The organism is Staphylococcus sp. HMSC062H10 (assembly GCF_001836945.1).
Lineage (GTDB): Bacteria > Bacillota > Bacilli > Staphylococcales > Staphylococcaceae > Staphylococcus > Staphylococcus aureus.
The window spans coordinates 19,123-43,024 of the sequence record NZ_KV830978.1 but is presented as its reverse complement, the minus strand read 5'-3'; the positions used below and the strand labels follow the sequence as shown (position 1 = coordinate 43,024).

General features: G+C 32.5%; 25 protein-coding genes. 13 read left to right on the top strand and 12 right to left on the bottom strand.

The annotated features are described in order from the left end of the window. Nucleotides 1-70: 70 nt before the first annotated feature. The 4 genes from HMPREF2658_RS07230 to HMPREF2658_RS07215 form a co-directional block, all read right to left on the bottom strand. Complete coding sequence (locus HMPREF2658_RS07230) at nucleotides 71-325, bottom strand: ACT domain-containing protein (RefSeq protein WP_000196911.1); 255 nt, start codon at nucleotides 323-325, stop codon at nucleotides 71-73. After that, on the bottom strand, nucleotides 325-2,094 hold the full coding sequence (gene ilvB, locus HMPREF2658_RS07225; protein ID WP_070854291.1) for a biosynthetic-type acetolactate synthase large subunit: 1,770 nt from the start codon (nucleotides 2,092-2,094) through the stop codon (nucleotides 325-327). The genes HMPREF2658_RS07230 and ilvB overlap by 1 nt, the downstream gene beginning before the upstream one ends. A gap of 32 nt (nucleotides 2,095-2,126) precedes the next feature. Next, nucleotides 2,127-3,815, bottom strand: a complete 1,689-nt coding sequence (gene ilvD / locus HMPREF2658_RS07220; RefSeq protein ID WP_001255780.1) for a dihydroxy-acid dehydratase — start codon at nucleotides 3,813-3,815, stop codon at nucleotides 2,127-2,129. Nucleotides 3,816-4,132: 317 nt separating this feature from the next. Further along, entirely contained in the window at nucleotides 4,133-4,288 is a 156-nt protein-coding gene (locus HMPREF2658_RS07215) for a hypothetical protein (RefSeq protein ID WP_001791591.1), read from the bottom strand. A 37-nt stretch (nucleotides 4,289-4,325) separates the two neighbouring features. On the opposite strand from HMPREF2658_RS07215, the gene tsaE reads away from it, so the two are divergent. From tsaE to tsaD, 4 genes are read left to right on the top strand one after another with little or no spacing between them, the layout of a single operon-like run. Beyond that, nucleotides 4,326-4,787, top strand: a complete 462-nt coding sequence (tsaE, locus tag HMPREF2658_RS07210; protein WP_000590801.1) for a tRNA (adenosine(37)-N6)-threonylcarbamoyltransferase complex ATPase subunit type 1 TsaE — start codon at nucleotides 4,326-4,328, stop codon at nucleotides 4,785-4,787. Then, entirely contained in the window at nucleotides 4,768-5,430 is a 663-nt protein-coding gene (gene tsaB, locus HMPREF2658_RS07205; protein WP_001086734.1) for a tRNA (adenosine(37)-N6)-threonylcarbamoyltransferase complex dimerization subunit type 1 TsaB, read from the top strand. Before tsaE ends, tsaB begins: the two co-directional genes overlap by 20 nt. Continuing rightward, nucleotides 5,403-5,867, top strand: coding sequence for a ribosomal protein S18-alanine N-acetyltransferase (gene rimI, locus HMPREF2658_RS07200; protein WP_000372753.1), 465 nt, complete (start codon nucleotides 5,403-5,405; stop codon nucleotides 5,865-5,867). The genes tsaB and rimI overlap by 28 nt, the downstream gene beginning before the upstream one ends. Continuing rightward, nucleotides 5,860-6,885, top strand: a complete 1,026-nt coding sequence (tsaD, locus tag HMPREF2658_RS07195; protein WP_000159047.1) for a tRNA (adenosine(37)-N6)-threonylcarbamoyltransferase complex transferase subunit TsaD — start codon at nucleotides 5,860-5,862, stop codon at nucleotides 6,883-6,885. The genes rimI and tsaD overlap by 8 nt, the downstream gene beginning before the upstream one ends. Nucleotides 6,886-7,198: 313 nt before the next feature. On the opposite strand, the gene HMPREF2658_RS07190 is transcribed toward tsaD, so the two are convergent. Further along, nucleotides 7,199-8,809 carry a MutS family DNA mismatch repair protein gene (locus HMPREF2658_RS07190; protein WP_000106320.1) on the bottom strand — a complete coding sequence of 537 codons (1,611 nt, stop codon included), beginning with the start codon at nucleotides 8,807-8,809 and terminating at the stop codon, nucleotides 7,199-7,201. A 91-nt stretch (nucleotides 8,810-8,900) separates the two neighbouring features. Between HMPREF2658_RS07190 and HMPREF2658_RS07185 the strand changes: the two genes are divergently transcribed. Beyond that, nucleotides 8,901-9,014 (top strand): hypothetical protein, encoded by a 114-nt coding sequence (locus HMPREF2658_RS07185; RefSeq protein WP_072468947.1) that lies wholly within the window; start codon nucleotides 8,901-8,903, stop codon nucleotides 9,012-9,014. 159 nt (nucleotides 9,015-9,173) lie between these two features. Here the strand turns inward: HMPREF2658_RS07185 and HMPREF2658_RS07180 are convergent, their stop codons facing one another. Beyond that, nucleotides 9,174-11,102: an ABC-F family ATP-binding cassette domain-containing protein gene (locus tag HMPREF2658_RS07180; RefSeq protein ID WP_000602061.1), complete on the bottom strand. Its 1,929-nt coding sequence runs from the start codon at nucleotides 11,100-11,102 to the stop codon at nucleotides 9,174-9,176. Nucleotides 11,103-11,354: 252 nt separating this feature from the next. Between HMPREF2658_RS07180 and HMPREF2658_RS07175 the strand changes: the two genes are divergently transcribed. From HMPREF2658_RS07175 to HMPREF2658_RS07145, 7 genes are all read left to right on the top strand, one after another. Next, complete coding sequence (locus HMPREF2658_RS07175) at nucleotides 11,355-11,990, top strand: redox-sensing transcriptional repressor Rex (RefSeq protein WP_001283613.1); 636 nt, start codon at nucleotides 11,355-11,357, stop codon at nucleotides 11,988-11,990. Between the two features lie 303 nt (nucleotides 11,991-12,293). Beyond that, on the top strand, nucleotides 12,294-13,373 hold the full coding sequence (locus HMPREF2658_RS07170; RefSeq protein ID WP_000266895.1) for a YeeE/YedE family protein: 1,080 nt from the start codon (nucleotides 12,294-12,296) through the stop codon (nucleotides 13,371-13,373). Nucleotides 13,374-13,432: 59 nt separating this feature from the next. Beyond that, on the top strand, nucleotides 13,433-13,633 hold the full coding sequence (locus HMPREF2658_RS07165; protein WP_054194522.1) for a sulfurtransferase TusA family protein: 201 nt from the start codon (nucleotides 13,433-13,435) through the stop codon (nucleotides 13,631-13,633). 232 nt (nucleotides 13,634-13,865) lie between these two features. Further along, nucleotides 13,866-15,116, top strand: coding sequence for an ammonium transporter (locus HMPREF2658_RS07160; protein ID WP_001052283.1), 1,251 nt, complete (start codon nucleotides 13,866-13,868; stop codon nucleotides 15,114-15,116). Nucleotides 15,117-15,299: 183 nt separating this feature from the next. Then, entirely contained in the window at nucleotides 15,300-16,250 is a 951-nt protein-coding gene (locus tag HMPREF2658_RS07155) for a LacI family DNA-binding transcriptional regulator (RefSeq protein ID WP_000790314.1), read from the top strand. Between the two features lie 148 nt (nucleotides 16,251-16,398). Next, complete coding sequence (locus tag HMPREF2658_RS07150; RefSeq protein ID WP_000141419.1) at nucleotides 16,399-17,883, top strand: sucrose-6-phosphate hydrolase; 1,485 nt, start codon at nucleotides 16,399-16,401, stop codon at nucleotides 17,881-17,883. Continuing rightward, nucleotides 17,880-18,839, top strand: coding sequence for a carbohydrate kinase family protein (locus HMPREF2658_RS07145; protein ID WP_070854289.1), 960 nt, complete (start codon nucleotides 17,880-17,882; stop codon nucleotides 18,837-18,839). Before HMPREF2658_RS07150 ends, HMPREF2658_RS07145 begins: the two co-directional genes overlap by 4 nt. Before the next feature lie 189 nt (nucleotides 18,840-19,028). Here HMPREF2658_RS07145 and HMPREF2658_RS07140 read toward each other — a convergent pair whose 3' ends face one another. The 5 genes from HMPREF2658_RS07140 to agrB form a co-directional block, all read right to left on the bottom strand. Continuing rightward, nucleotides 19,029-19,136 carry a hypothetical protein gene (locus tag HMPREF2658_RS07140; RefSeq protein ID WP_031785433.1) on the bottom strand — a complete coding sequence of 36 codons (108 nt, stop codon included), beginning with the start codon at nucleotides 19,134-19,136 and terminating at the stop codon, nucleotides 19,029-19,031. A gap of 71 nt (nucleotides 19,137-19,207) precedes the next feature. Next, entirely contained in the window at nucleotides 19,208-19,924 is a 717-nt protein-coding gene (gene agrA, locus HMPREF2658_RS07135) for a quorum-sensing response regulator AgrA (protein ID WP_000688492.1), read from the bottom strand. An 18-nt stretch (nucleotides 19,925-19,942) separates the two neighbouring features. Next, complete coding sequence (gene agrC, locus HMPREF2658_RS07130; protein ID WP_001657119.1) at nucleotides 19,943-21,235, bottom strand: quorum-sensing sensor histidine kinase AgrC; 1,293 nt, start codon at nucleotides 21,233-21,235, stop codon at nucleotides 19,943-19,945. A 24-nt stretch (nucleotides 21,236-21,259) separates the two neighbouring features. Beyond that, complete coding sequence (gene agrD / locus HMPREF2658_RS07125; protein WP_001093929.1) at nucleotides 21,260-21,400, bottom strand: cyclic lactone autoinducer peptide AIP-I precursor; 141 nt, start codon at nucleotides 21,398-21,400, stop codon at nucleotides 21,260-21,262. Next, the gene (gene agrB / locus HMPREF2658_RS07120) at nucleotides 21,397-21,966 is read right to left on the bottom strand and encodes an accessory gene regulator AgrB (protein WP_001105708.1); all 570 of its coding nucleotides are present in this window, start codon (nucleotides 21,964-21,966) and stop codon (nucleotides 21,397-21,399) included. The genes agrD and agrB overlap by 4 nt, the downstream gene beginning before the upstream one ends. Before the next feature lie 235 nt (nucleotides 21,967-22,201). On the opposite strand from agrB, the gene HMPREF2658_RS07115 reads away from it, so the two are divergent. Continuing rightward, nucleotides 22,202-22,336: a delta-lysin family phenol-soluble modulin gene (locus tag HMPREF2658_RS07115; protein WP_001549197.1), complete on the top strand. Its 135-nt coding sequence runs from the start codon at nucleotides 22,202-22,204 to the stop codon at nucleotides 22,334-22,336. Nucleotides 22,337-22,936: 600 nt separating this feature from the next. Here the strand turns inward: HMPREF2658_RS07115 and HMPREF2658_RS07110 are convergent. Beyond that, nucleotides 22,937-23,722 carry a carbon-nitrogen family hydrolase gene (locus tag HMPREF2658_RS07110; protein ID WP_000867944.1) on the bottom strand — a complete coding sequence of 262 codons (786 nt, stop codon included), beginning with the start codon at nucleotides 23,720-23,722 and terminating at the stop codon, nucleotides 22,937-22,939. Between the last annotated feature and the right edge of the window lie 180 nt (nucleotides 23,723-23,902).

The window sequence follows — 23,902 nt, the reverse complement described above, 5'->3', positions numbered from 1 at the left end:
TGGCAGATGTTAACTAGCAGCCTATGATATATCTATAACTAATTAGCGCATCATTGCCTTTGTCTTAAAATTAAGCTTCGTTATCAACAAGGTCGTAGCATTCAACCGTTAAAACATTAATTTGTTGTTTTAATTTTTTAATTAAAATATGAAGTGATGTATCATCTTGAATATCGACTTGAATTTCCATGTTAGAAATCCCAGGTTGTTCAGAGTGTGTAACATGTAATGTATCGATATTATATTGTAGGCGAACAAAAGCACTTGTAATTCGATTTAGCGTGCTGACTTGATCCGCAACTTGTAATTTAAGAATTCTTGTCATTATAAGCCCTCCATTTCATGATTTGATTTGCCACTCGGAACCATTGGGTTTACAGCTTCAGTAGGGGAAATACGAACCTCAATTAAAGCTGGCCCTTGATAAGCAAACGCTGCATCTAATTGTTCTTCCAGTTGTTCTGGCTTATCGATTAAGAAACCTTTGACGCCATATGCTTCTGCCATTTTCATAAAATCAGGTTGACCATTAAATACTGAGTGTGAGAAGCGTTGATTAAAGAACTTATCTTGCCATTGTTTAACCATACCTAATGTTCCATTATTGATTAGTACGATTTTGACATCTAAACCATATTCGGGTAATAGTGCCATTTCTTGGTTTGTCATTTGGAAACCACCGTCACCGACGAAACATACGACTGTTTTATCAGGATTAGCTAATTTGGCACCAATTGACGAAGGAATACCGAATCCCATTGTTCCTAAACCACCGCTTGTAACCCATTGTCCGTGATTTTTAAATGGATAAAATTGAGCTGCCCACATTTGATGTTGTCCCACGTCTGTAGTAACAATTGCTTCACCATTTGTAATTTTGCCGATATATTCGATTGTTTGTTGTGGCTTACAAAATACTTGATCTTCTTCACCAAGTTTAAATGGGTGTTTCTGCTTATTATTTTGACAATGTTTAACCCAGTCACTGTGTTCTATAGTCTCAACATTTTTATCATTTAAACATTCTAAAAATCTTTTACAGTCTGCAATAATACCTAAATCTACATGAATAACTTTATTAATTTCTGAAGGATCAATATCTACATGTACAATTTTGGCGTTAGGTGCAAAGGCATCAGGTTTGCTTGCTAATCTATCATCGAAGCGGCTACCTAAATTAATGAGTAAATCACACTCAGTTAATGCCATGTTACTAGCATAAGAACCATGCATACCTCCCATACCTAAAAATAGTGTATCCTCATAAGGTACAGCACCTAGACCTAGTAAAGTAGTAACTGTTGGGATTTGATGTTTATTAACAAACTGTCTCAATAATTGATTTGATTTTGATTGATTAATACCTGCGCCGGCTAATACGACAGGTTTTTTCGCTTCTTTTAAAAGTGAGATGAAAGTGTCAATGTCTTTATTTTCTGGTTCTGTAACAACTTCATAACCTGGAATATTGATTTCGTCGCATAAATCCACATTTGTAGCTAAAACACCCATATCTTTTGGAAAATCAATCACTACAGGACCTTTGCGTCCAGAATTAGCTACATGGAAAGCTTCGTGTACGATTTTAGGTATATCTTCAACACGTTTCACTTGATAATTTTGTTTTGTAATTGGCGATGTCATAGATAGAATATCCGCTTCTTGGAATGCATCTTTACCAATGCCTGGTGTAGCAACTTGTCCAGTGAATACAACTAGAGGTAAAGAGTCGCAATGTGCATCCGTAATACCTGTCATTACATTTGTTGCACCTGGACCGCTTGTAACTACAACGACGCCAGTTTTACCAGATACACGTGCATAACCTTCTGCAGCATGAACAGCACCTTGTTCGTGTCTTGCTAAAATATGTTTGATTTTACCATCATAAAATGTGTCGTATAAAGGTAGTACGGCACCACCAGGATAACCGAATAAATAATCCACATTTTCTTTAAGTAGAGCTTCTACTAGCACTTCTGATCCTGAACGCATGTCATTTAAAGTTTTTTCATTTAGTTGTTCAGGTTCAAGTGATTCAGCCATTTTTAAAGGGTCAATATTTTGGTTTACTTCATGTTGAGTTTTAGACATTTTAACCATCTCCAATATAAAAATAAAATAAATTAAATTAAATTCTCAGGCACTTGCATGACGCCACCTGTATTTGCGCTAGTTACTAGGGCAGTATAACGAGCTAGATAACCTGTTTTTACTTTCGCTTTAAATGGTGTTAAAGATTCTCGGCGACGCGCTAGAACATCTTCAGGCTGGTTTACGTTTAATGTACGATTTGTTAAATCAATAGTAATCTCATCTCCATCTTCAATTAAGGCAATTGGTCCACCAGATGCAGCTTCAGGGGAAATATGACCAACTGCAATACCTCTTGTGGCACCGGAAAAACGACCATCAGTTATTAATGCAACATCTTTACCTAAGCCGCGACCAACAATAGAGGAAGTAGGTGCTAACATTTCAGGCATACCTGGTCCACCTTTAGGTCCTTCATATCTAATGACAACGACGTGGCCTGCACGAACGGTACGATTGTCTATTGCTTCAACAGCTTCATCATGCGAATTGAAACAAATTGCTTTCCCAGTAAATGTTTTGATAGATGGATCAACGCCGCCAACTTTAATAACTGCGCCTTTAGGGGCGATATTACCAAATAAGATAGATAAACCGCCTTGTGCATCATATGGTGCATCAAGAGGGTGAATGACATCAAAGTTCTTAATTTCTTTGCCTTCGTTATTTTCACGTAACGTTTTGCCAGTAACTGTGATTCTATCTGGGTGTAACGTGCCATCTTTCTTCATCAATTCATTAATAATTGCTGGGACGCCACCAGCTTCATGCACATCATGCATTGAATACGATGAACTAGGTGCTATTTTTGATAAATATGGCGTGCGTTTGGCAATAGCATTAATGCGCTCTAAGTCATAATCAATACCAGCTTCATTGGCAATGGCTAACGTATGCAGTACTGTGTTTGTTGAACCACCCATAGCCATATCAAGTGCAAATGCATCATCAATTGCTTCGCGAGTAACGATATCACGTGGTTTTAAATCATTTTTAATATTTTCAACTAATTTAAAAGCTGCTTGACGAATCATTTCGCGTCGCTGATCACTGACTGCAAGTGCAGTACCGTTGTATGGTAATGCTAGACCTAAAACTTCCATCAAACAGTTCATTGAATTTGCAGTAAACATCCCAGCACATGAACCACAAGTAGGGCAGGCATTTTGTTCCATATCTAAAAATTCTTCTTTAGAAATCGATCCTTCTTTAAATGCGCCGACTGCTTCAAACATTGATGAAAGTGTTAATGCTTTTCCATGTGCAGATAAGCCAGCTTTCATTGGTCCACCAGAGCAAAAGATAGCTGGTACGTTTGTCCTCATGGCTGCTAAAATCATACCAGGTGTAATCTTGTCACAATTAGGAATGTAAAATACGCCGTCAAACCAATGAGCGTTAATTACAGTTTCAGCTGCATCTGCAATAATTTCACGTGATGGTAGAGAATATCGCATTCCGATATGTCCCATAGCTATTCCATCATCAACACCAATTGTATTGAATTCAAATGGAATGGCACCGGCTTCTCTAATTGCTTCTTTAGCTATATCTGCAAGCTCTCTCAAGTGAACATGTCCAGGAACAATATCAATATAAGAGTTACAAATAGCTACAAATGGTTTGTTCATATCAGTTGGACTTTTTAGCGCGCCCGTGGCATGTAAAAGACTTCTTGCTGGTGCTTGGTGATCTCCTTTTTTGATCATGTCGCTTCGCATAGTAAATTCCCCCGTAAATTTTAATGATTAATCATGTTTTATAGTAATAAAAATAAGTAATTGAAAGATAAAACATAAAAAAACGTCCCAATATTATTGGGACGTTTACAAGTCCCATTCAAACAGAAATAGGACTTAAAGCGTTTAGTAAATATTTACTAACGTTCGAGTCCTAAAGAGTATAATAAAATAATAATATTTGAAGTTGTCGGTTGATGTTCAGTATATTGATTAAGCATTTTATTATACTCCTTCCGTGAATGGTATATATCACTTTAATAGTTAGAATTGTCTAAAAATTTGATAAATTTAATTTACTATATCTGCTTTAGTATGTCAACAAATATTTTAAATTTTCTTACAATTAACTTTGAAGAGATAATCTGTTTCAAAGATAAGAAATTTAAGTTGAAATTTGTTACAATATAAAGGTTAAATATAAAGTTAGATACGATTGAACAATGGATAATCATTTTTATGAATGAAAAGCATAATATAGGAGAATCAACATTGATAAAGATAAATAATTTAGATGAAATGAATCAATTTGCTATGTTTTTAGTCGAGCAATTGAAAAGTGGTGATTTGATTTTACTTAACGGAGATTTAGGAGCAGGTAAAACAACGTTAACGCAATTTATAGGAAAAGCTCTTGGTGTAAGACGTACGATTAATTCCCCGACATTTAACATCATCAAATCATATAGGGGAAAAAATTTAAAATTGCATCATATGGATTGTTATCGCTTAGAAGATTCTGATGAAGATTTAGGGTTTGATGAATTTTTCGAAGATCAGGCAATTACTGTTATTGAATGGAGTCAATTTATAAAAGATTTACTTCCAGCGACGCATTTATCTATTAACATTTCAACAATATCTGAAAATTCAAGACAAATTGACTTGTTCGCGCAAGGAGAACATTATGAACAAATTAAGGAGGCAATTATCCATGAATTCGCTGCTCATTGATACATCGAATCAACCATTATCAGTAGCATTGATGCAAAACGATGAAGTTTTAGCTGAAATAACTACAGATTCTAAACAAAATCATTCAGTGCAATTAATGCCTGCGATTAGTCAGCTATTTGAGCAGAGCAAAATAGCTAAACAGCAATTAGATGCGATTATTGTTGCTGAAGGTCCTGGTTCATATACTGGCTTACGTATCGGTGTTACTGTTGCTAAAACATTAGCGTATGCGTTAGATGTTAAATTATATGGTGTTTCATCATTAAAGGCATTGGCAGCAACAATCGATCATACTGATAAATTATTGGTTCCTGTGTTTGATGCAAGAAGACAAGCAGTTTATGCAGGCATATTCCAGTGGCAAAATGGTCAATTAGTGACTATTTTAGAAGATCAATATATGTCGATAGAAGCATTGCGAGCTTTTTTAGAAGATTTAAACCAACCATTTATTTATATTGGGAAAGATACTGTAAAATTACAATATGAATTGCAAGGTGATGTGATTGCGCAGCTACCAAATGCATCAGTCATGTATCAATTGATAGATAAACCTTCAGACGTACATACATTTACTCCTAAATACCATAAATTAGCTGAGGCGGAACGAAATTGGATCAACAGTCAAAAGAACAATTAAATATTAGAGCGATGACCAAAGAAGATGTGCCACAAGTCTTTGATATTGAGCGTCGGAGTTTCAATGATAGTTCTTGGACAATTGACGCATTTTATCATGAAATAGAGCAAAATAACTTTGCGAAATATTTTGTCTTAGAATTTGAACAACAAATTATTGGTTATTTAGGTTTATGGATTGTTATCGATCAAGCTCAAATTACGACAGTTGCAATCGATGATAATTATAGGGGATATGGTTTAGGTCAAATGCTTTTAAAATACGGAATAAACTATGCAAGTCACACTTGTGATGTGATGAGTTTAGAAGTAAGAGTTAATAATAAAGTGGCACAACATGTATATGAAAATTTAGGATTTCAATATGGTGGTAAACGTAAAAATTATTATGGTGAAGGTGAGGACGCAATGGTTATGTGGGTGAATTTAAATGACTAAAGATATATTAATACTAGCTGTTGAAACAAGTTGTGATGAAACAAGCGTTAGTGTTATAAAAAATGGCAGAGATATTTTATCAAATACAGTTTTAAGTCAGATTGAAAGTCATAAACGATTTGGCGGTGTCGTTCCCGAAGTGGCAAGTAGACATCACGTTGAAGGTATAACAACAACAATAAACGAGGCTCTAGTGGATGCCGATGTATCAATGGAAGATATTGATGCCATAGCGGTTACAGAAGGCCCTGGATTAATTGGTGCGTTACTAATAGGTGTTAATGCAGCCAAAGCATTGGCATTTGCTTACGATAAGCCACTTATTCCTGTTCATCATATTGCAGGACATATATATGCTAATCACATAGAAGAGCCATTAACATTCCCGCTAATTGCACTTATTGTTTCAGGTGGACATACTGAATTAGTTTATATGAAAGATCACTTAACATTTGAAGTCATTGGTGAAACACGAGATGACGCAGTAGGTGAGGCTTATGATAAAGTGGCAAGAACAATTGGTTTAAATTATCCAGGTGGTCCACAAGTTGACCGGTTGGCTGCTGAAGGTGAAGATACTTATTCATTCCCTCGTGTTTGGTTGGATAAAGATAGTTATGATTTTAGTTTTAGTGGGTTGAAAAGTGCCGTAATCAATCAACTTCACAATCAACGACAAAAAAATATTCCAATCATTGAAGCTAACGTAGCAACGAGCTTTCAAAATAGTGTTGTAGAAGTGCTCACGTTTAAAGCTATTCAAGCTTGTAAAGAATATGGTGTTCAGCGATTAATTGTTGCTGGTGGCGTGGCGAGTAATAAAGGATTACGTCAATCTTTAGCGGATCAATGCAAAGTCAATGACATTCAATTAACTATCCCAAGTCCTAAATTATGCACAGATAATGCTGCAATGATAGGCGTTGCCGGCCACTATTTGTATCAGCAAGGTCGATTTGCTGATTTAGCATTAAATGGGCACAGCAATATAGATTTAGAAGAGTATTCTGCAGAATAAAATAAACGTCAGTTATTAACATGATTACGATGAACATTATTAAAACTGTTCATAGTCTTCTATCATGTGATAGCTGACGTTTTTATATTGCAATTAGGGGAGTGAGACAGAAAAGATAAAGAACCACTAATGATTTATTATGTTGGGGCCCCGCCAACTTGCACATTATTGTATGCTGACTTTTCGTCACCTTCTGTGTTGGGGCCCCTGACCAGTATTGAAAAAACTTATTACAAGCGCATTTTCATTTAGTCAAAGACTGTCAATATAACAATGTTGCGACTTGAACATTGATTGATGTTCAAGATTCATGCTAACCATTGGAAACATTATCTTTTGCTCGTTCATATATTTTTGCTGGAAATGAAGTGATTTTTAATAATTCGATGGCATTACGTGTATTTGCTTTGCCAGGCTTAATTTTGTAATCAAAATGTATGTTATTATTTTCTATTACCTCATTGAAATGATAATTTTCATAACGTTGTTTTAAGAGTTCAGCTAACTCAATATCATGTGTTGCTGCAATAACTCTAAAGTTAGATTTTTCATGTAAAAATGATAGTACTGATTCTGAAGCGGCAATTCGTTCAGTTGTGTTGGTACCTTTAAAAATTTCATCTATAAAGCAGTATATTTTTTGATTATCTGAAATTTCAACAATACGCTTAATAGATTTTAATTCAGCCATAAAATAACTATCGCCTGATAACACATCATCGGCATTTGCCATTGACGTGAACACAATTCCAGGTTGATATACAAATTTGCTTGCGGTAACTGTTTGTATAGCCGATGCAAGAATGATGTTTATTGCTATGGATTTCATAAATGTTGATTTACCTGAAGCATTAGACCCAGTTAACAGTATATTTTGTGATAGTGAGAAATCATTGGCTACTGCATCTGCTATGAGTGGATGTGTTAAATCAGAGAATACTATACCATCATTTGAATCATCAATTTGTGGTTCAGTATAGCATTCTAGCGTTCTACGATACATTGCTAATGCATAATGATTATCTAATTCAGCTATGTAATCGAAACAATTTTTTAGCTCATTCATATGTGTTGTATAGCTTTTTTGAATTGAATGGAATAAAACATAATCAAGCATGAAAATAAGTTTAACTAGTTTAATTACCATAGCTCCGATATCTTCATCATTAACTTCAGCTAAAACACTCGTTAAATGACGTGCTGTTCTAAATTGCTTAAAATTGACTTCGGGTTGTGGAGCATATCTAATTTTTGAGATAGTATAGCCTATTTTTAAAACATTGGATGCATAAAATATAGACTTTAAGTCATCCTCATATGTACGCTTTAAAGTTGCAGATAAAATGATATTAAATAGGCAACTCATAAGAAATAATAAAATACCAACTTGTGAATTAATAAATATAACTACAAATGAGATAACTGGTAAAAACGGGCATAGAAACAATATATTTTGACGTTTTACCGGTGTGATTTGGTCTGGAAATGTTGGATAAACAGTTTTACCTATCAAAGCTAAATGATATGTTACGTTTTTTCTAAATTCAGCATTATCATTAATTAAACTAAGTAATGATTTGTTCGTAATTGAAAGCATTCCACGTAAACAGGCATATAGTTTCATTTCGCCAATAGCTGTTAAATTATAATTCATCTTATGAAAAATTGCATTCATATTTAAATCGGACCAAGTTTTATCATCAACTAATGAATGTGATTCAAATTTATCCTTGTAGAGCTTATACTCATAGTCGAAATGTGAGTTCGGTCTGATAAAAGCCTCTAATGGAGAAATCGTTTGCCATAATGTTTCCATAGATTTTAATAGACGTTGACGACTCATGTATCGTCCAACAATTCCTATTACAGATGTAAGTAGAATAATTGCTATAACAAATATTAAAAATGTTTGATTTGTGCTCATAACTATCTCCTTATTTATTTTGAATAATAATAAAAATATGCTTCAATAATATTATTATTATTTCATAAAGAAAATGTCTTAACAATGAATTTTGATAAAAACAATGTCAATAGAGAACATGCGTACTTATCAACAAAGAGTGCATAACTTGTGGATAAAAGGTGTTGATAACGTCATTTATTGTGGATATCAGGTGGGAAAATAGAAAATAAATGGTTGATTAGTGTTAATTTACTTGTGTATAACTAGGATAACTCTGTGGATAGCTATAATATCAGCGTTTTTATTGTGAATAAAAAAATTTAAAATTTGTAAAAAAATAACTCTAACTATAGGGATTTTACAGTTAGAGTTATGTATATTTTTATAGTTTTTGTTGTAATTCTTCCCATTTAGACATAGCGTGTTCTAATTTTTGTTCGCTATCTTGTTTTTGGATAGCTAATTCGTTTGCTTTTTGTGGATTGTTATAAACTTCTGGTTGGGTTAATTGCTCGTCAATTTGTAAGATAGTAGTCTCTAAAGTTTCTATTTCATTTTCACACTCGGATATTTGTCGTTCAAGTTTACGTTGTTCACGTCTTTGTTCTTTTTGGTTATGATACGACGATTGTTCCATAGACTTTTCATGTGCTTGTACGTTAACTGACTGTTCTTCTTGGTGCGCTTTCAACGCTTCCGCTTCCTCAACTTTTTCAATGTAATATTGATAATCTCCTAAATACATCTTTCCGCCATCAATTGTTAAATCAAATACCTTGTTTGCTAATTGGTTAATAAAGTAACGATCATGGGAAACAAATAGTATTGTTCCTTCAAAATGTTGGAGTGCTTGTTCTAACATTTCTTTTGAATCTATATCGAGGTGGTTGGTAGGTTCATCTAAAATAAGTACATTGTCACGCTGCAACATAAGTAGTGCTAGTTGTAAACGTGCTTTTTCACCACCAGATAAATCATTAATTATCTTTTTAACATCGTCTTGTACAAATAAGAAACGTCCAAGAACTGAACGAATATCTTTTTCATTCATTAACGGATATTGATCCCACACATAATCTAAAATCGTTTTACTAGATTTAAATTCTGCTTGCTTTTGATCATAATAACCAATTTGTAAATTTGCGCCAAAAGTAATATCGCCATTAAGCGCTTTTTGTTGATTAGCAATAGTTTTAATTAAGGTCGATTTTCCAATACCATTTGGCCCAATGATTGCTATATGATCGCCTTTAGAGACCTCTATACTGATAGGTTTGGTAATTGCAGTTTGATAACCGATTTCTAAATTTTTTACATGCATGACGTCATTACCTGTATTCCGGTCAAAGCCAAATTGAATATTTGCACTTTTGGCATCTAACATTGGTTTATCAATGCGTTCCATTTTTTCTAAAATCTTACGTCTACTTTTTGCCATTCCACTTGTTGAAGCACGGGTAATATTTTTCTCAACAAAAGTTTCTAATCGTTTTATTTCTGCTTGTTGACTTTCATATTCTTGCATTCGTTTTTGATAATATAAATCCCGTTGCTGTATAAATTCCTCGTAATTACCAACATAGCGTTTGACATCACCTAAAGCCACATCATAAATTTGAGTAACTATTTTATCTAAAAAGTAACGATCATGGCTGATGATGACGATTGCACCTTTAAAATAACGTAGATAATCTTCAAGCCACTTTGTCGTTTCTAAATCTAAGTGGTTAGTAGGTTCATCTAAAAGTAATAAATCAGGTTCATTTAATAGCATTTGAGCTAAAGATAAACGTGTTTTTTGGCCACCGCTAAAATCATTGATAGGTTTATTGAAATCTTCTTCACTAAAATTTAACCCGTGAAGTACTGTTTTAATTTTACTTTCATATTGATATCCTTCTAATTGTTCAAATTGATTCGATAAAGATTCATAACGGGACATATGTGTTTTATATGTATCACTATCGTAATCATTTGCATGTTTTGATAACCAATCGGTTTCTTCTTTGATTAAGCTTTCCATTCGTTTAATATGTTCAAATGGTTTTGACATTTCTTCAAAAACTGTTGCATTAGAATTTAAAGTCATTTGTTGAGTTAAGTAACCTAGTTTTAAGTTTTTAATTTTTGACACATTTCCAGAATCATAGTTTTCTACGCCAGCTATAATTTTCATCAATGTTGATTTACCGGCGCCATTTCTTCCTACGATACCAATTCGTTCACCAGTTTTTACTTCAAAATCAACATCAGTAAATATATCTTCACCATCGAACGATTTTGATATATGATTGAGTTGTAAAAGTATCATTCGATCTTCACCTTTCGTCTTTCTCAAATTTTATTAACTTATGATAAAAGTCGTAATTATTACATTAATAACCATTTTACAGTATAAAACGCCGTCTTGAAACTAAGATATTTATTTTTAAAATTCAATAATGTATAATATTTAGGTATTCATTGTAATCAATTATTTGTTTTTTAATAATCTAACAATTACGCTCTAACTCGTTTGAATACATAGATATAATTCATTCAAACACGAAGGAGGAAATAGCGAATGAGTGACCAAGTTAAAATTCCTCGAGCAACTTTAAAACGTTTGCCGTTATATTATAGATTTGTCAGTTCATTAAAATCTAAAGGTATAGATCGTGTAAATTCAAAAGCGATTAGCGATGCGTTACAAATTGACTCGGCAACAATTCGTCGTGACTTTTCATATTTTGGCGAATTAGGTAAAAAAGGGTACGGATATAATATAGATAGTTTATTGGATTTCTTTAAATCTGAACTAAGCGAGAGTGACATGATCAAAATCGCAATTGTCGGAGTTGGGAACCTAGGGAAAGCTTTGCTCACATATAACTTTTCAATACATGACGATATGACGATTACAGAAGCGTTTGACGTAAAAGAAGATGTTATTGGCCAGAAAATAGGGAACGTTATTGTAAAAGATAACGATGAATTAGTAACAACATTGAAGAAGGAAGAAATAGATGTTGTGATTCTAACTACACCAGAAAGAGTTGCACAGAAAGTTGCAGATGAACTCGTCCAAGCTGGTGTGAAAGGTATTTTAAACTTCACTCCTGGTAGAATTAATACGCCTTCAGATGTGCAAGTACATCAAATTGACTTAGGTATAGAATTACAGTCATTATTATTCTTTATGAAAAATTACAGTGAATAAATGTGATGTTAGCTTTGAATGATTACCCTTGTTATATCTTTAATTAATTATAGAACAGTCTGGGACTAAGTATGTCTCAGGCTTTTTCTGTTATGTTTGAAAATGAAAGGAAAAACTGTTGTGTTGATAAATATGTATAGGTTAATAAATTATCACGTAGAGATATAAAGATGAATCGTAATTAATCGCATTTCTTATATGAACATAATATAAATATCAAAAATGTTGTGTATAAGGTTGAAAACTAGAAAACCATCACCTATAATACATACTAAACTTATCGGAAATGAGGGGGTTAGGATTATGTGGATGATTTTTAGTGGCTTAATTGTCGGGGGACTCTTAGGTTTTGTGATGCAAAGAACAAGATTTTGTTTAACAGGTGGCTTTCGAGATATGTATGTGCAAAAGAATAATAAGATGTTCTATGCATTATTAATCGCTATTACTATTCAAAGTATAGGATTATTGATTTTGACGGCAACAAGTATTTTACAAATTCCTGCACATAGTTTTCCAATATTGGGAACAGTTATAGGTTCTTTTATTTTTGGAATTGGAATAGTATTGGCTGGAGGGTGTGCAACAGGTACTTGGTATCGCGCTGGGGAAGGGCTAATTGGTAGTTGGATTGCATTAGTATTATATGCTGTTACTGCAGCAATCACTAAAACAGGGATTTTAAAGCCAGTAATGGATAAAATTAATCAACCAACGAATGTAAATAGTGATATGTCCCAAACAACGGGCATTCCGTTTTGGGGATTAGTCGTTATATTAACTATAATCACCATTTTTCTAGTTGTAAGAACGCTCAATAATAAGAAAGTTCGAGTTGCTTTTCCAAAACTAAAGCAACGTTATACAGGTATTAGATATTACCTTTTCGAAAAACGATACCATCCATTTATTGCAGCAATTGCAATTGGACTTATCGCACTCTTAGCTTGGCCAATGAGTGTATCAACTGGAAGAAATGACGGTTTAGGTATAACAACACCATCAGCAAATTTAGTACACTTTTTGATTACAGGTGAAACTAAATTTATTGATTGGGGTGTCTTTTTAGTTCTAGGAATTTTCATTGGTTCATATATTGCAGCTAGAGGATCAAGAGAATTTAAATGGCGATTGCCAGACAAGATTACAATACGAAACAGTGCTATTGGTGGCATATGTATGGGATTTGGTGCGTCAGTTGCTGGTGGTTGTTCTATCGGTAACGGTTTGGTTGAAACGGCAACGATGACTTGGCAAGGATGGATTGCGCTAGCATCGATGATAGTTGGGGTATGGACAATGAGTCATTTTATCTTTGTTCGTCCAATGAAAAAAGTAAAACAACAATCTGCAAAGGCCCAACAGCAAACGCAAATAGTATAGAAGATTAATATGCCAATGATGTTGATCAAATAAAAGTGATTGGAAAAGGAGAAATAATTATGATACACGAATTAGGTACAGTAGGAATGGTATGTCCATTTCCGTTAATTGAAGCGCAAAAGAAAATGGCAACATTGCAATCTGGAGATGAATTAAAAATTGATTTTGATTGCACGCAAGCGACGGAAGCTATTCCAAATTGGGCTGCAGAAAATGGATATCCTGTAACAAACTATGAACAAATTGATAATGCTTCATGAACAATTACAATTCAAAAAGTTTAACGATATCATTTTAACAATAAAATAGATATTAGCGTCTAGGGCTACTTCCGCTACTTTAAAAGCGAGTAAGTAGTCTTTTTTGTTTTAGTTCATGAAATCATTTTTTATATAGCGTGATACATTTTATTCCAAAAGATGTAATAAAACTTTACGCAATTTTGCTTTTTGTAAATTATCAGATTATTATGAAAACAAGGGAGTGGTAAGTATGAATCTTAACGATACAAAATTTATGTTTTTATGTACATTGCTAGTTTGGCTAATGACGCCTGGATTAAGTTTATTTTATGGCGGTTTAGTTCAATCTAAAAATGCATTAAATACTGTTATGCAAAGTATGGCAGCGATTGTGCTGGTTACATTTGTTTGGGTTACAGTAGGTTTTACAATTAGTTTTGGGGAAGGTAGTTTATGGTTTGGTAACTGGGAATATACATTTCTTAATCATGTAGGTTTCGCGACACAAGAAGATATTAGCCCGCATATTCCATTGGCATTATTTATGTTATTCCAAATGATGTTTTGTACGATTGCAATCTCAATTTTATCTGGTTCAATTGCTGAGAAAATGAAGTTTATTCCTTATTTATTATTCGTAGTAATATGGACTGCTCTTGTATACAGTCCAGTAGCACATTGGGTTTGGGGCGGAGGTTGGATTAACAAACTCGGTGTATTAGATTTCGCTGGAGGTACAGTTGTTCATATTACATCAGGTGTTTCTGGTTTAGTATTAGCTATAATGATTGGAAAAGGAAATAAACATTCTGAATCAACACCACATAATCTTATCATTACTTTGATTGGCGGTATATTCGTGTGGATTGGTTGGTATGGATTTAATGTTGGCAGTGCTTTTACATTTGATCAAATTGCAATGCTTGCATTTACGAATACAGTTATTTCTGCCAGTGCCGGGGCTATTGGTTGGTTAATTTTAGAATATATTTTTAAAAAGACGACAAGTTTACTTGGACTTTTACTCGGTGCATTAGCAGGATTAGTTGTTATTACACCTGCAGCTGGATATGTAACATATCTTAGTGCAACAATCATGGCTTTAATAGGAGGTATCTGTTGCTATATCGTTATTAATTACATCAAGGTAAAACTAAAATATCATGATGCATTAGATGCATTTGGTATTCATGGTGTTGGTGGTATTATTGGTGCAGTATTAACAGCCTTTTTCCAAAGTAAAAAGGCAAATCCTGACATTGAGAATGGCTTTATTTATACTGGTGACATACATATTGTACTTGTACAAATATTATGTGTAACAGCAGTTGTAATTTTTAGTATCGTCATGACGTTTATTATTGCGAAAGTAATTAAATTAATTACACCATTATCTGTTACGGAACAGGAAACGAATATAGGATTAGACAAGATTGTTCACGGTGAACATGCTTACTTTGAAGGTGAGCTAAATAGATTCAATAAACATATTCGATATTAGATTTATATATACATAGAATATTCATTGTCCTGACATTTAACTAAAGGTTGATGTTGGGACATTTTGTTATACAGAAATTTTATTTTGAAATCTTTTTATGAAAGAAGCAGAAATATTATTTAAAGCGGTTACACATATGCTAAAATAAGGCTAAGTGTCATAAATAATGATAGGTGAATAAGTATGAAAAATATATCTGATATTGCCAAATTGGCAGGCGTTTCAAAAAGTACAGTATCTAGATTTTTAAATAATGGATCTATAAGTAAAAAAACAAGTGAAAAATTAACAAAAATTATAGCAGAGCATGACTATCAACCGAATCAATTTGCTCAAAGCTTAAGAGCGAGACAAACACACCTTATTGGTGCCATTATACCTAGAATGAATTCATATGCAGTAGATGAAACAATCAAAGGATTGGCAAAACAATGCCAAAAATATGAATCACAATTAATTTTAAATTATACAGGTTTAAATATCGAAGCAGAAATACAAGCGCTTGAAACATTAGCACGCAGTAAAGTAGATGGTATTGTTTTAATGGCTACAGACATAACAGAAAAACATATTGAAGTCATTAATAAAATGAATGTACCAATCGTTATTGTTGGTCAACAACATGAACAACTTCATAGTATTGTGCATGATGATTATAAAGCAGGTCAAATTATAGGTGAATGGATTGGTCAACAGGGATATCAACAAGTTGAAGTGTTTAGTGTGAGTGAAAAAGATATTGCAGTTGGTATACATAGAAAACGTGGTTTACTTGACCAGTTAGCCAAATATCAAATTAAACCTAATATACATGAAACAAATTTTACTTATGTGGAAGCACAAAAAGATGTTGCAAATGTTTTGGAAAATGTGGAGCAAGTAGATGCGGTTGTTGGTGCAACTGATACGATTGCATTAGCTGCCTATAAATATTATTCTGATAAAAAAGATGTTATGAAACCACATCAAATATATGGTTTTGGTGGTGACCCAATGACACAATTAGTGTCTCCATCGATAAAAACAATTCATTATAATTATTTTGAAGCTGGCAAATGCGCGATGGAAGAGATACAACAGATGCTTAAAAAGCAAGATATGCCATATAGCGTCACAGTAGATGTTAATATTTAGACGCTGTATTTTTTAAAATAAATGTGGAACCGATACCATAAAAGTATAAATGGATAGGTTAAAAGTTAAAGAACGTAGGTAAAATTTGCTATAATAGAATATAAATTGTTAACAGCATAAATTATAAAAGGAGGACTGGGTAAATATTATGACCGAATGGACTAGAGAAGAACGTTATCAACGAATCGAGGACGTTGATACTGAGTATTTTAAAACATTAAAACAACAAGTTGATCAATCAAAATTTCGTCAACAATTTCATATACAACCAGAAACGGGCTTATTAAACGATCCCAACGGACTTATTTTTTATAAAGGAAAGTATTATGTTTCACATCAATGGTTCCCATTAGGCGCAGTACATGGCTTAAAGTATTGGTATAACTACACGAGTGATGACTTAATAAACTTTAAAGCTGAAGGGCCAATTTTAAATCCAGATACTAAATATGACAGCCATGGTGTATATAGCGGTAGTGCTTTTGAATATAACGGGCATTTATATTATATGTACACAGGAAATCATCGAGATAATCATTGGCAACGCCATGCGAGTCAAATGATCGCACGATTGAAAGAAGACGGTTCAGTTGAAAAGTTTCCAAAGCCAGTAATTAGCCAGCAACCAGAAGGATATACGAGTCATTTTAGAGATCCTAAAGTTTTTAAATATGGTGAGAAATATTATGCGATCATTGGCGCACAAAATAATGATCAGCAAGGTCGATTATTACTTTATAATACTGAAGATATAATTAATTGGCATTATTTAGGTGAAATAAATACAGAGTTAGATGATTTTGGATATATGTGGGAATGCCCAGATTACTTTAATGTAGATAATCAAGATGTCATACTTATTTGTCCACAAGGTATTGAACCAAAAGACGATCAGTTCAACAATATTTATCAAAGTGGTTATATACTTGGAACGTTTGATATTGAAAAGTTAACATATGAACATGAAAATTTTGTCGAGCTTGATAATGGCTTTGATTTCTATGCACCTCAAACATTTTTAGATGAAAAAGGCCGACGAGTACTAATTGGATGGATGGGGTTACCGGAAATCGAATATCCTACTGATAATGAAGGATGGGCCCATTGCTTAACAATTCCTCGTGTATTAAATGTAGAAAATGGTCAACTTAAGCAACGTCCATATCCAGCGTTGGAAAAATTACGTCACAATAAAGAGACAGCATTAGGCTACGCAAATAAATTTACTCGAAAATTACATCCGTACGAAGGTAAACAGTATGAATTAATCATAGATATTTTGGACAATGATGCTACCGAAGTGTACTTTGAATTACGTACGTCTAAGACTTCTTCAACATTAATCGCTTATAACAAGCGTGAAAATAAAATAACATTAGATCGCAGCGACAGTGGTTTATTGCCGACAAATGTTGAAGGTACGACGCGTAGTACAATATTAGACACGCCATTAAAGCAATTACAAATTTTTGTTGATACATCTAGTATAGAAATTTTCTGTAATGATGGGGAACGTGTTTTGACATCTCGAATTTTCCCGACAGAAGACGCACTAGGTATTAAAACATCAACAGAATCAGGGCAAGTATATTTACAATTTACTAAATATGATTTAAAGGATGAACATAAATGAGACGTTTATTTTCAATAGGAGAAGCGTTAATTGATTTTATTCCAAATATTACAAATGCGAATTTAAAAGATGTTCAAACATTTACGAAGCAAATTGGTGGCGCGCCATGCAATGTAGCTTGTACAGTTCAAAAGTTAGGACAACAAGCGCATATGATTACACAATTAGGTAATGATGCATTTGGAGATAGCATTGTTGAAACGATTTCAAGTATTGGTGTAGATGTATCAAACGTGTATCGCACGAATGAAGCAAACACTGCATTAGCTTTTGTGAGTTTGACTGAAGCGGGCGAGCGAGATTTTTCTTTTTATCGTAAGCCCTCTGCTGATATGTTATTTGAACCAAGTTTTGTGAATGATATTGATGTGAATGAAAACGATGTAGTACATTTTTGTTCTGTTGATTTGGTCGATAGTCCGATGAGAGATGCGCATTATCAATTGATTACCAAAACATTAAATGCAAATGGTACTGTCGTATTTGATCCTAATGTAAGATTGCCATTATGGGATAACGCTGAAGATTTAAGACAAACTATTCATACCTTTTTGCCATTGGCACATATTGTAAAAGTTTCAGATGAAGAATTAGAATTTATTACAGATATTGATGATGAAAATGAAGCCATTCAATCATTATTTAAAGGTAATGTTACTGTAGTCATTTATACGAAGGGAGCAGATGGTGCTGCCATATATTTGAAAAATGGTATTAATCATTATCATAGTGGCTATAAGGTAAAACCTGTTGATACAACTGGGGCAGGGGATGCCTTTATTGGTGCAGCTATTAGCAGGATTTTAGCAACCGATGTGTTAAATTTAACTCAGTTATTTGAAAATGAAGGTGAGGAAATTTTAGCGTTTAGCAATAGCGTTGCTGCAATAGTGACAACGAAGTATGGTGCTATTAATAGTTTGCCAACATTACAAGAGGTTGAACAAGCATTTTAAATAATTCATTTATAAAACAGTGTAGGAAACAAGTTGAATCTTGTGCCACACTGTTTTTTTGCGAGCAAAATAAGATTCATTGGGTAAGAAAATGTAGCATTTTATTTAAGGAAACTGTCGATTTCAAATTTAGTATATTTTGTTAAAAATTGCGCCATAGGATTGTAGAGTGAAATAGAAATTGATAAATTATGTAGTAATAGGAATAGGTATACAAAGAAACGTTACATCATTTTTTAATTCACGCGTCATATTTAATGTTGTTATTAAAAATAAAAAGCCAGCTATACAGTGCATTTGCTAGTTATCTTGTTAAAATCCAACAAGATTTACAATTGAATACGCCGTTAACTGACTTTATTATCTTATTATATTTTTTTAACGTTTCTCACCGATGCATAGCAGTGTTCTTTATTTTTAAAATAGACAATTCGCTCTTTCGAATCAATAGATTCAATATTATGGCGATTGACGACAAAGCTATTATGACATCTGAAGAAGCGATCATCTAATTGACTCAGTTCTTTTAAATTACCATAAAATTCAATTTGACGATTGTCTAAATGCGCAATGAGTCTGTGTGACTTAGTTGATGATTCAAAAAACATAATATCATCATATTGAACATACACAGAATTACTGCCACGTTTTAACTCAATCGTTTCAACGCTATTATCTTTTGATAATAATTGTAAGCGTGTATGTGCAGTTTCTAAACAGTCTATAATACGTGTTCTTAATTCTGCTGGATCATCCTTAAAAATAAAATCCATCGCTGCAACTTTGTAGACAAATGTTAAATACGTAAGTTCACTGTGACTCGTAACGAAAATAATGTTACCAACTGGGTCATGCTTACGAATTTCACTGCCTAATTTGATACCATTAATATCAGTTGAAAGTTGAATATCTAAAAAGTAACAGCCTATGTCATTCATATTTTTAGCTTGCTCAAGCACCTCATAAGGATTATCAGTTGCGAGGGCAATTTCCATAGGCTTTTCTTCTATCATTATATAATTTTTGATAATGGTAACCATGTTTTCTCTTTGTTTTGGATCGTCTTCGCAAATGAAAATTTTCATACATTCACATCCTTATGGCTAGTTGTTAATAATTTCAACTTTTTGAATAAAGAAACCATTTTCGATAATTGTATCTAACAAGACATTGTCTGCATTATCAGCAATTTCTTTTAAAGTTGATAGACCTAAACCACGACCTTCACCTTTAGTAGAAAAACTTTCTTGGAATAACTCATGAATGCGTGGTATATCATCAGCGCATTTATTCATAACAATAAACGTTACTGAGTTTTCACTTTCAATAAATGCAACGCGAATGATAGGGTCATCAATTTCAGTTGATGCCTCAATTGCATTATCAAGAATAATACCAATACTGCGACTTAAATCGATCATATTCAAATTAATGCTACTTACTTCATCGGGTATTTCGATACTAATCGGTATATTCATTTCTTGGGCGCGTAAAATTTTAGCTGTGATTAAGCCTTTAATCTCACGTACTTTAAGATTCTCAATACCATTTAATTTTATAGCATTCATTTGTAAATTGTCTTTCATAGGTACAATATTTTTATTGAAATAATCACGTAGGCCAGGCATGTCATCTTCTCGAATGAATTCTGAAAGCGTTGTTAAGATATTGACATAATCGTGACGGAACTTGCGCATTTCGTTGTTGATAGCTTCAATCTTCAATGTATATTCATAATAGGTTTCAATTTCTTCTTGATTACGTTTATATTTCATCTCTTTAAGTAGAAATTGAGAAATAACAAATGTTAATATACTTAAAAATATAGTGATACCAATAAAAATAAAAGAATACTGCCTTATTACTTTAGCTTCATCCGAGTTTATTTGTGAATAAAAGAAAAATAATGAAAAAGTAAGCAGTAAGATAGTCGAAATAACTATTAAAAATCCTTTGTTTAGTATTAGATATGGTGTGCTGATTTTTTTGAGAACTCTATTTATTATATATGAGAATAGTATACTAATAGTCACATAAACTACAAAAAAGCTAGGGAATATTACAAATATACTATCAGAAATTTTGGTGATATATGCATATATAACTATATACATGTAGTTAGCACAGTACAGAATAATCTGTGAAGTCATAATCAACAAAATAGAATACCATTTGATTTTGACAAAATACATTATAATAATGAATGAAGTTAAAATGATTAAGGACGCGCTATCAAACATTTTAAATAGAAATAAAGATAATGTCGAAATTCCTATAATGAAAAAATAATCAAGTTTACTGTACTTAATACCACTAATTATAGCTGGTATTGTAAACATTAATATCATTTGAGTTAATACGAATAAAACAAAATTATAACTATTTAATAATTCCACCTACTATCACACTTTCTATTTTTATTATTCGTGTAATTGAGTTAATTCTTTAGGTACTTCAACTTCATCCATTATGAAGTCGCATGTACTATAAGCTGCGATGTTACCAATGTTTTTTAAAATCCCAGTAATAAAATCAAAAAATAAATTAAATAATGTATTCATTTTAAGTCCTCCTTAATAAAGAAAATAGGTAGTAAAGTAATGGCTTCTATTATGATGCCTAATTGAATAAATTGGGCAAATGGTTCTTTGATGATAAGTGTGATAATGAAAAAGATTAAACTAACAATAATTGCGTAATATTTTTTTCGCTTAATAAGTCGAACGGGAATAGGTTTCTTTTTAGTTGCTGCAGGAGCATATTTAATTATCAAACCAATAGCAATAAACGTCAAAATAGTCATAATTAAAAAGTTAATATGAAAATTTACTATTACTAAAGGTAAAAGTATAAATAATATAATACTTTCTACATAACACCAAAAGGAAGAAGGTGCATGGGCACCATGAGCATGTCTTCTTATTAAATAAAATGTTAAATTCGTAATTAACGTAAAGAGAAAAATGTTTAAAATATAGGCAATCGTATACATAACAATCAGTTTTCCTATATTTTTAGCTAAGACCTGCATCCCTAATCGTACTTGCAAAAATTGAATATGATCTAAGTTATTTCTCTTTTGAAGATACGTGGCAAACTGGTCAATTTTGTTATCAAAATAATTCAATTTTACACCACTCTCCTCACTGTTATTATACGATTTAGTACAATCTTTTATCATTATATTGCCTAACTGTAGGAAATAAATACTTAACTGTTAAATGTAATTTGTATTTAATATTTTAACATAAAAAAATTTACAGTTAAGAATAAAAAACGACTAGTTAAGAAAAAATGGAAAATAAATGCTTATAGCATGTTTTAATATAACTAGATCACAGAGATGTGATGGAAAATAGTTGATGAGTTGTTTAATTTTAAGAATTTTTATCTTAATTAAGGAAGGAGTGATTTCAATGGCACAAGATATCATTTCAACAATCGGTGACTTAGTAAAATGGATTATCGACACAGTGAACAAATTCACTAAAAAATAAGATGAATAATTAATTACTTTCATTGTAAATTTGTTATCTTCGTATAGTACTAAAAGTATGAGTTATTAAGCCATCCCAACTTAATAACCATGTAAAATTAGCAAGTGAGTAACATTTGCTAGTAGAGTTAGTTTCCTTGGACTCAGTGCTATGTATTTTTCTTAATTATCATTACAGATAATTATTTCTAGCATGTAAGCTATCGTAAACAACATCGATTTATCATTATTTGATAAATAAAATTTTTTTCATAATTAATAACATCCCCAAAAATAGATTGAAAAAATAACTGTAAAACATTCCCTTAATAATAAGTATGGTCGTGAGCCCCTCCCAAGCTCGCGGCCTTTTTTTATTGTAATAAAGAAGGGATGAGTTAATCCTCATTATGAGATCCACCGTTAAAATATATGAATAATTCTAATGTTGGAAAAGGTCAAAAAAATAATCAATTTAATTAAGAAAATCATTCATTTGCTAAGTGTGAAATTGGTTCTTACTGAGTTATCTATTATAAAAAAATAAACATAGACTTATGAAAAATCTCTCATAAATCTATGTTTAGTCATGACATGTGTTAAATATTATTTCAGGCGCTTCTTATTTATACAAATCTAATTTAATACTTTTAAATACAGGTATATTTTCGCGTTGCTGTTCTACTTCATTTAAGTTTAAATCTACAGTCAAAACATCTGCGGATTCATTTAATTCTCCAACTAAATCTCCATTTGGATTTATAACTATCGAATGACCAGCATATTCTGTGTTACCATCGAACCCAGTGCTATTAGTTCCAATAACAAACATATTATTTTCAATTGCACGTGCCTTTAGTAATGAATGCCAATGTTGAAGTCGTGACATAGGCCATTGCGCCACATAAAATGCAATTTTAGCACCACTACGAGCAGGATATCTTAATAATTCTGGAAAACGTAAATCATAACAGATAAGTTGGGTCACATAAGTACCGTCAGACAATTGAAAGGGTTCAGCTACGTTTTCGCCAGCGGTTAAAAATTCATGCTCTCTTAACATAGGAACTAAATGAACTTTGTCGTATTCATTAATCAGCTGGCCACCTTTATTCACACTAAAAGCTGTATTAAATATTTGATTGTTTCTAATGTTAGAAACTGACCCAGCTATGATATCGACTTTATATTTTTCAGCTAAATGTTTAATAAATGAAAAACTTTGTCCTAGATTATTATCTGCTTTTTCATTTAAATGCTCTAAATCATAGCCATTATTCCACATTTCAGGTAAAACGACTACATCTACTTCAGCATTCATATTTTTTTCGAACCATTGTGTTATTTGAGTTTCATTTTTAGAACTATCTCCAAAAATAATCGGTAATTGATAAATTTGGACTTTCATAACATCACTTCCTTGATAGATCTTATAATAACTTACTAAAAGTTATGTTGAAACGCAAAAAACGAGCCCAGGACATAAAATCAAAGTCCTAGGCTCTACAATGCTATATTGACAGTAGTTGATGGGGCCCCAACATAGAGAAATTAGAACACCAATTTCTACAGACAATGCAAGTTGGGG

Bases quoted from the DNA above. Each gene is read 5' to 3' on its own strand.
- HMPREF2658_RS07230 (WP_000196911.1), bottom strand. From the start codon at position 325: ATGACAAGAATTCTTAAATTACAAGTTGCGGATCAAGTCAGCACGCTA.
- ilvB (WP_070854291.1), bottom strand. From the start codon at position 2,094: ATGTCTAAAACTCAACATGAAGTAAACCAAAATATTGACCCTTTAAAA.
- ilvD (WP_001255780.1), bottom strand. From the start codon at position 3,815: ATGCGAAGCGACATGATCAAAAAAGGAGATCACCAAGCACCAGCAAGA.
- HMPREF2658_RS07215 (WP_001791591.1), bottom strand. From the start codon at position 4,288: ATGATTATCCATTGTTCAATCGTATCTAACTTTATATTTAACCTTTAT.
- tsaB (WP_001086734.1), top strand. From the start codon at position 4,768: ATGAATTCGCTGCTCATTGATACATCGAATCAACCATTATCAGTAGCA.
- tsaD (WP_000159047.1), top strand. From the start codon at position 5,860: ATGACTAAAGATATATTAATACTAGCTGTTGAAACAAGTTGTGATGAA.
- HMPREF2658_RS07190 (WP_000106320.1), bottom strand. From the start codon at position 8,809: ATGAGCACAAATCAAACATTTTTAATATTTGTTATAGCAATTATTCTA.
- HMPREF2658_RS07180 (WP_000602061.1), bottom strand. From the start codon at position 11,102: ATGATACTTTTACAACTCAATCATATATCAAAATCGTTCGATGGTGAA.
- HMPREF2658_RS07175 (WP_001283613.1), top strand. From the start codon at position 11,355: ATGAGTGACCAAGTTAAAATTCCTCGAGCAACTTTAAAACGTTTGCCG.
- HMPREF2658_RS07170 (WP_000266895.1), top strand. From the start codon at position 12,294: ATGTGGATGATTTTTAGTGGCTTAATTGTCGGGGGACTCTTAGGTTTT.
- HMPREF2658_RS07165 (WP_054194522.1), top strand. From the start codon at position 13,433: ATGATACACGAATTAGGTACAGTAGGAATGGTATGTCCATTTCCGTTA.
- HMPREF2658_RS07160 (WP_001052283.1), top strand. From the start codon at position 13,866: ATGAATCTTAACGATACAAAATTTATGTTTTTATGTACATTGCTAGTT.
- HMPREF2658_RS07155 (WP_000790314.1), top strand. From the start codon at position 15,300: ATGAAAAATATATCTGATATTGCCAAATTGGCAGGCGTTTCAAAAAGT.
- HMPREF2658_RS07150 (WP_000141419.1), top strand. From the start codon at position 16,399: ATGACCGAATGGACTAGAGAAGAACGTTATCAACGAATCGAGGACGTT.
- HMPREF2658_RS07145 (WP_070854289.1), top strand. From the start codon at position 17,880: ATGAGACGTTTATTTTCAATAGGAGAAGCGTTAATTGATTTTATTCCA.
- HMPREF2658_RS07140 (WP_031785433.1), bottom strand. From the start codon at position 19,136: ATGCACTGTATAGCTGGCTTTTTATTTTTAATAACAACATTAAATATG.
- agrA (WP_000688492.1), bottom strand. From the start codon at position 19,924: ATGAAAATTTTCATTTGCGAAGACGATCCAAAACAAAGAGAAAACATG.
- agrD (WP_001093929.1), bottom strand. From the start codon at position 21,400: ATGAATACATTATTTAATTTATTTTTTGATTTTATTACTGGGATTTTA.
- HMPREF2658_RS07115 (WP_001549197.1), top strand. From the start codon at position 22,202: ATGAGTTGTTTAATTTTAAGAATTTTTATCTTAATTAAGGAAGGAGTG.
- HMPREF2658_RS07110 (WP_000867944.1), bottom strand. From the start codon at position 23,722: ATGAAAGTCCAAATTTATCAATTACCGATTATTTTTGGAGATAGTTCT.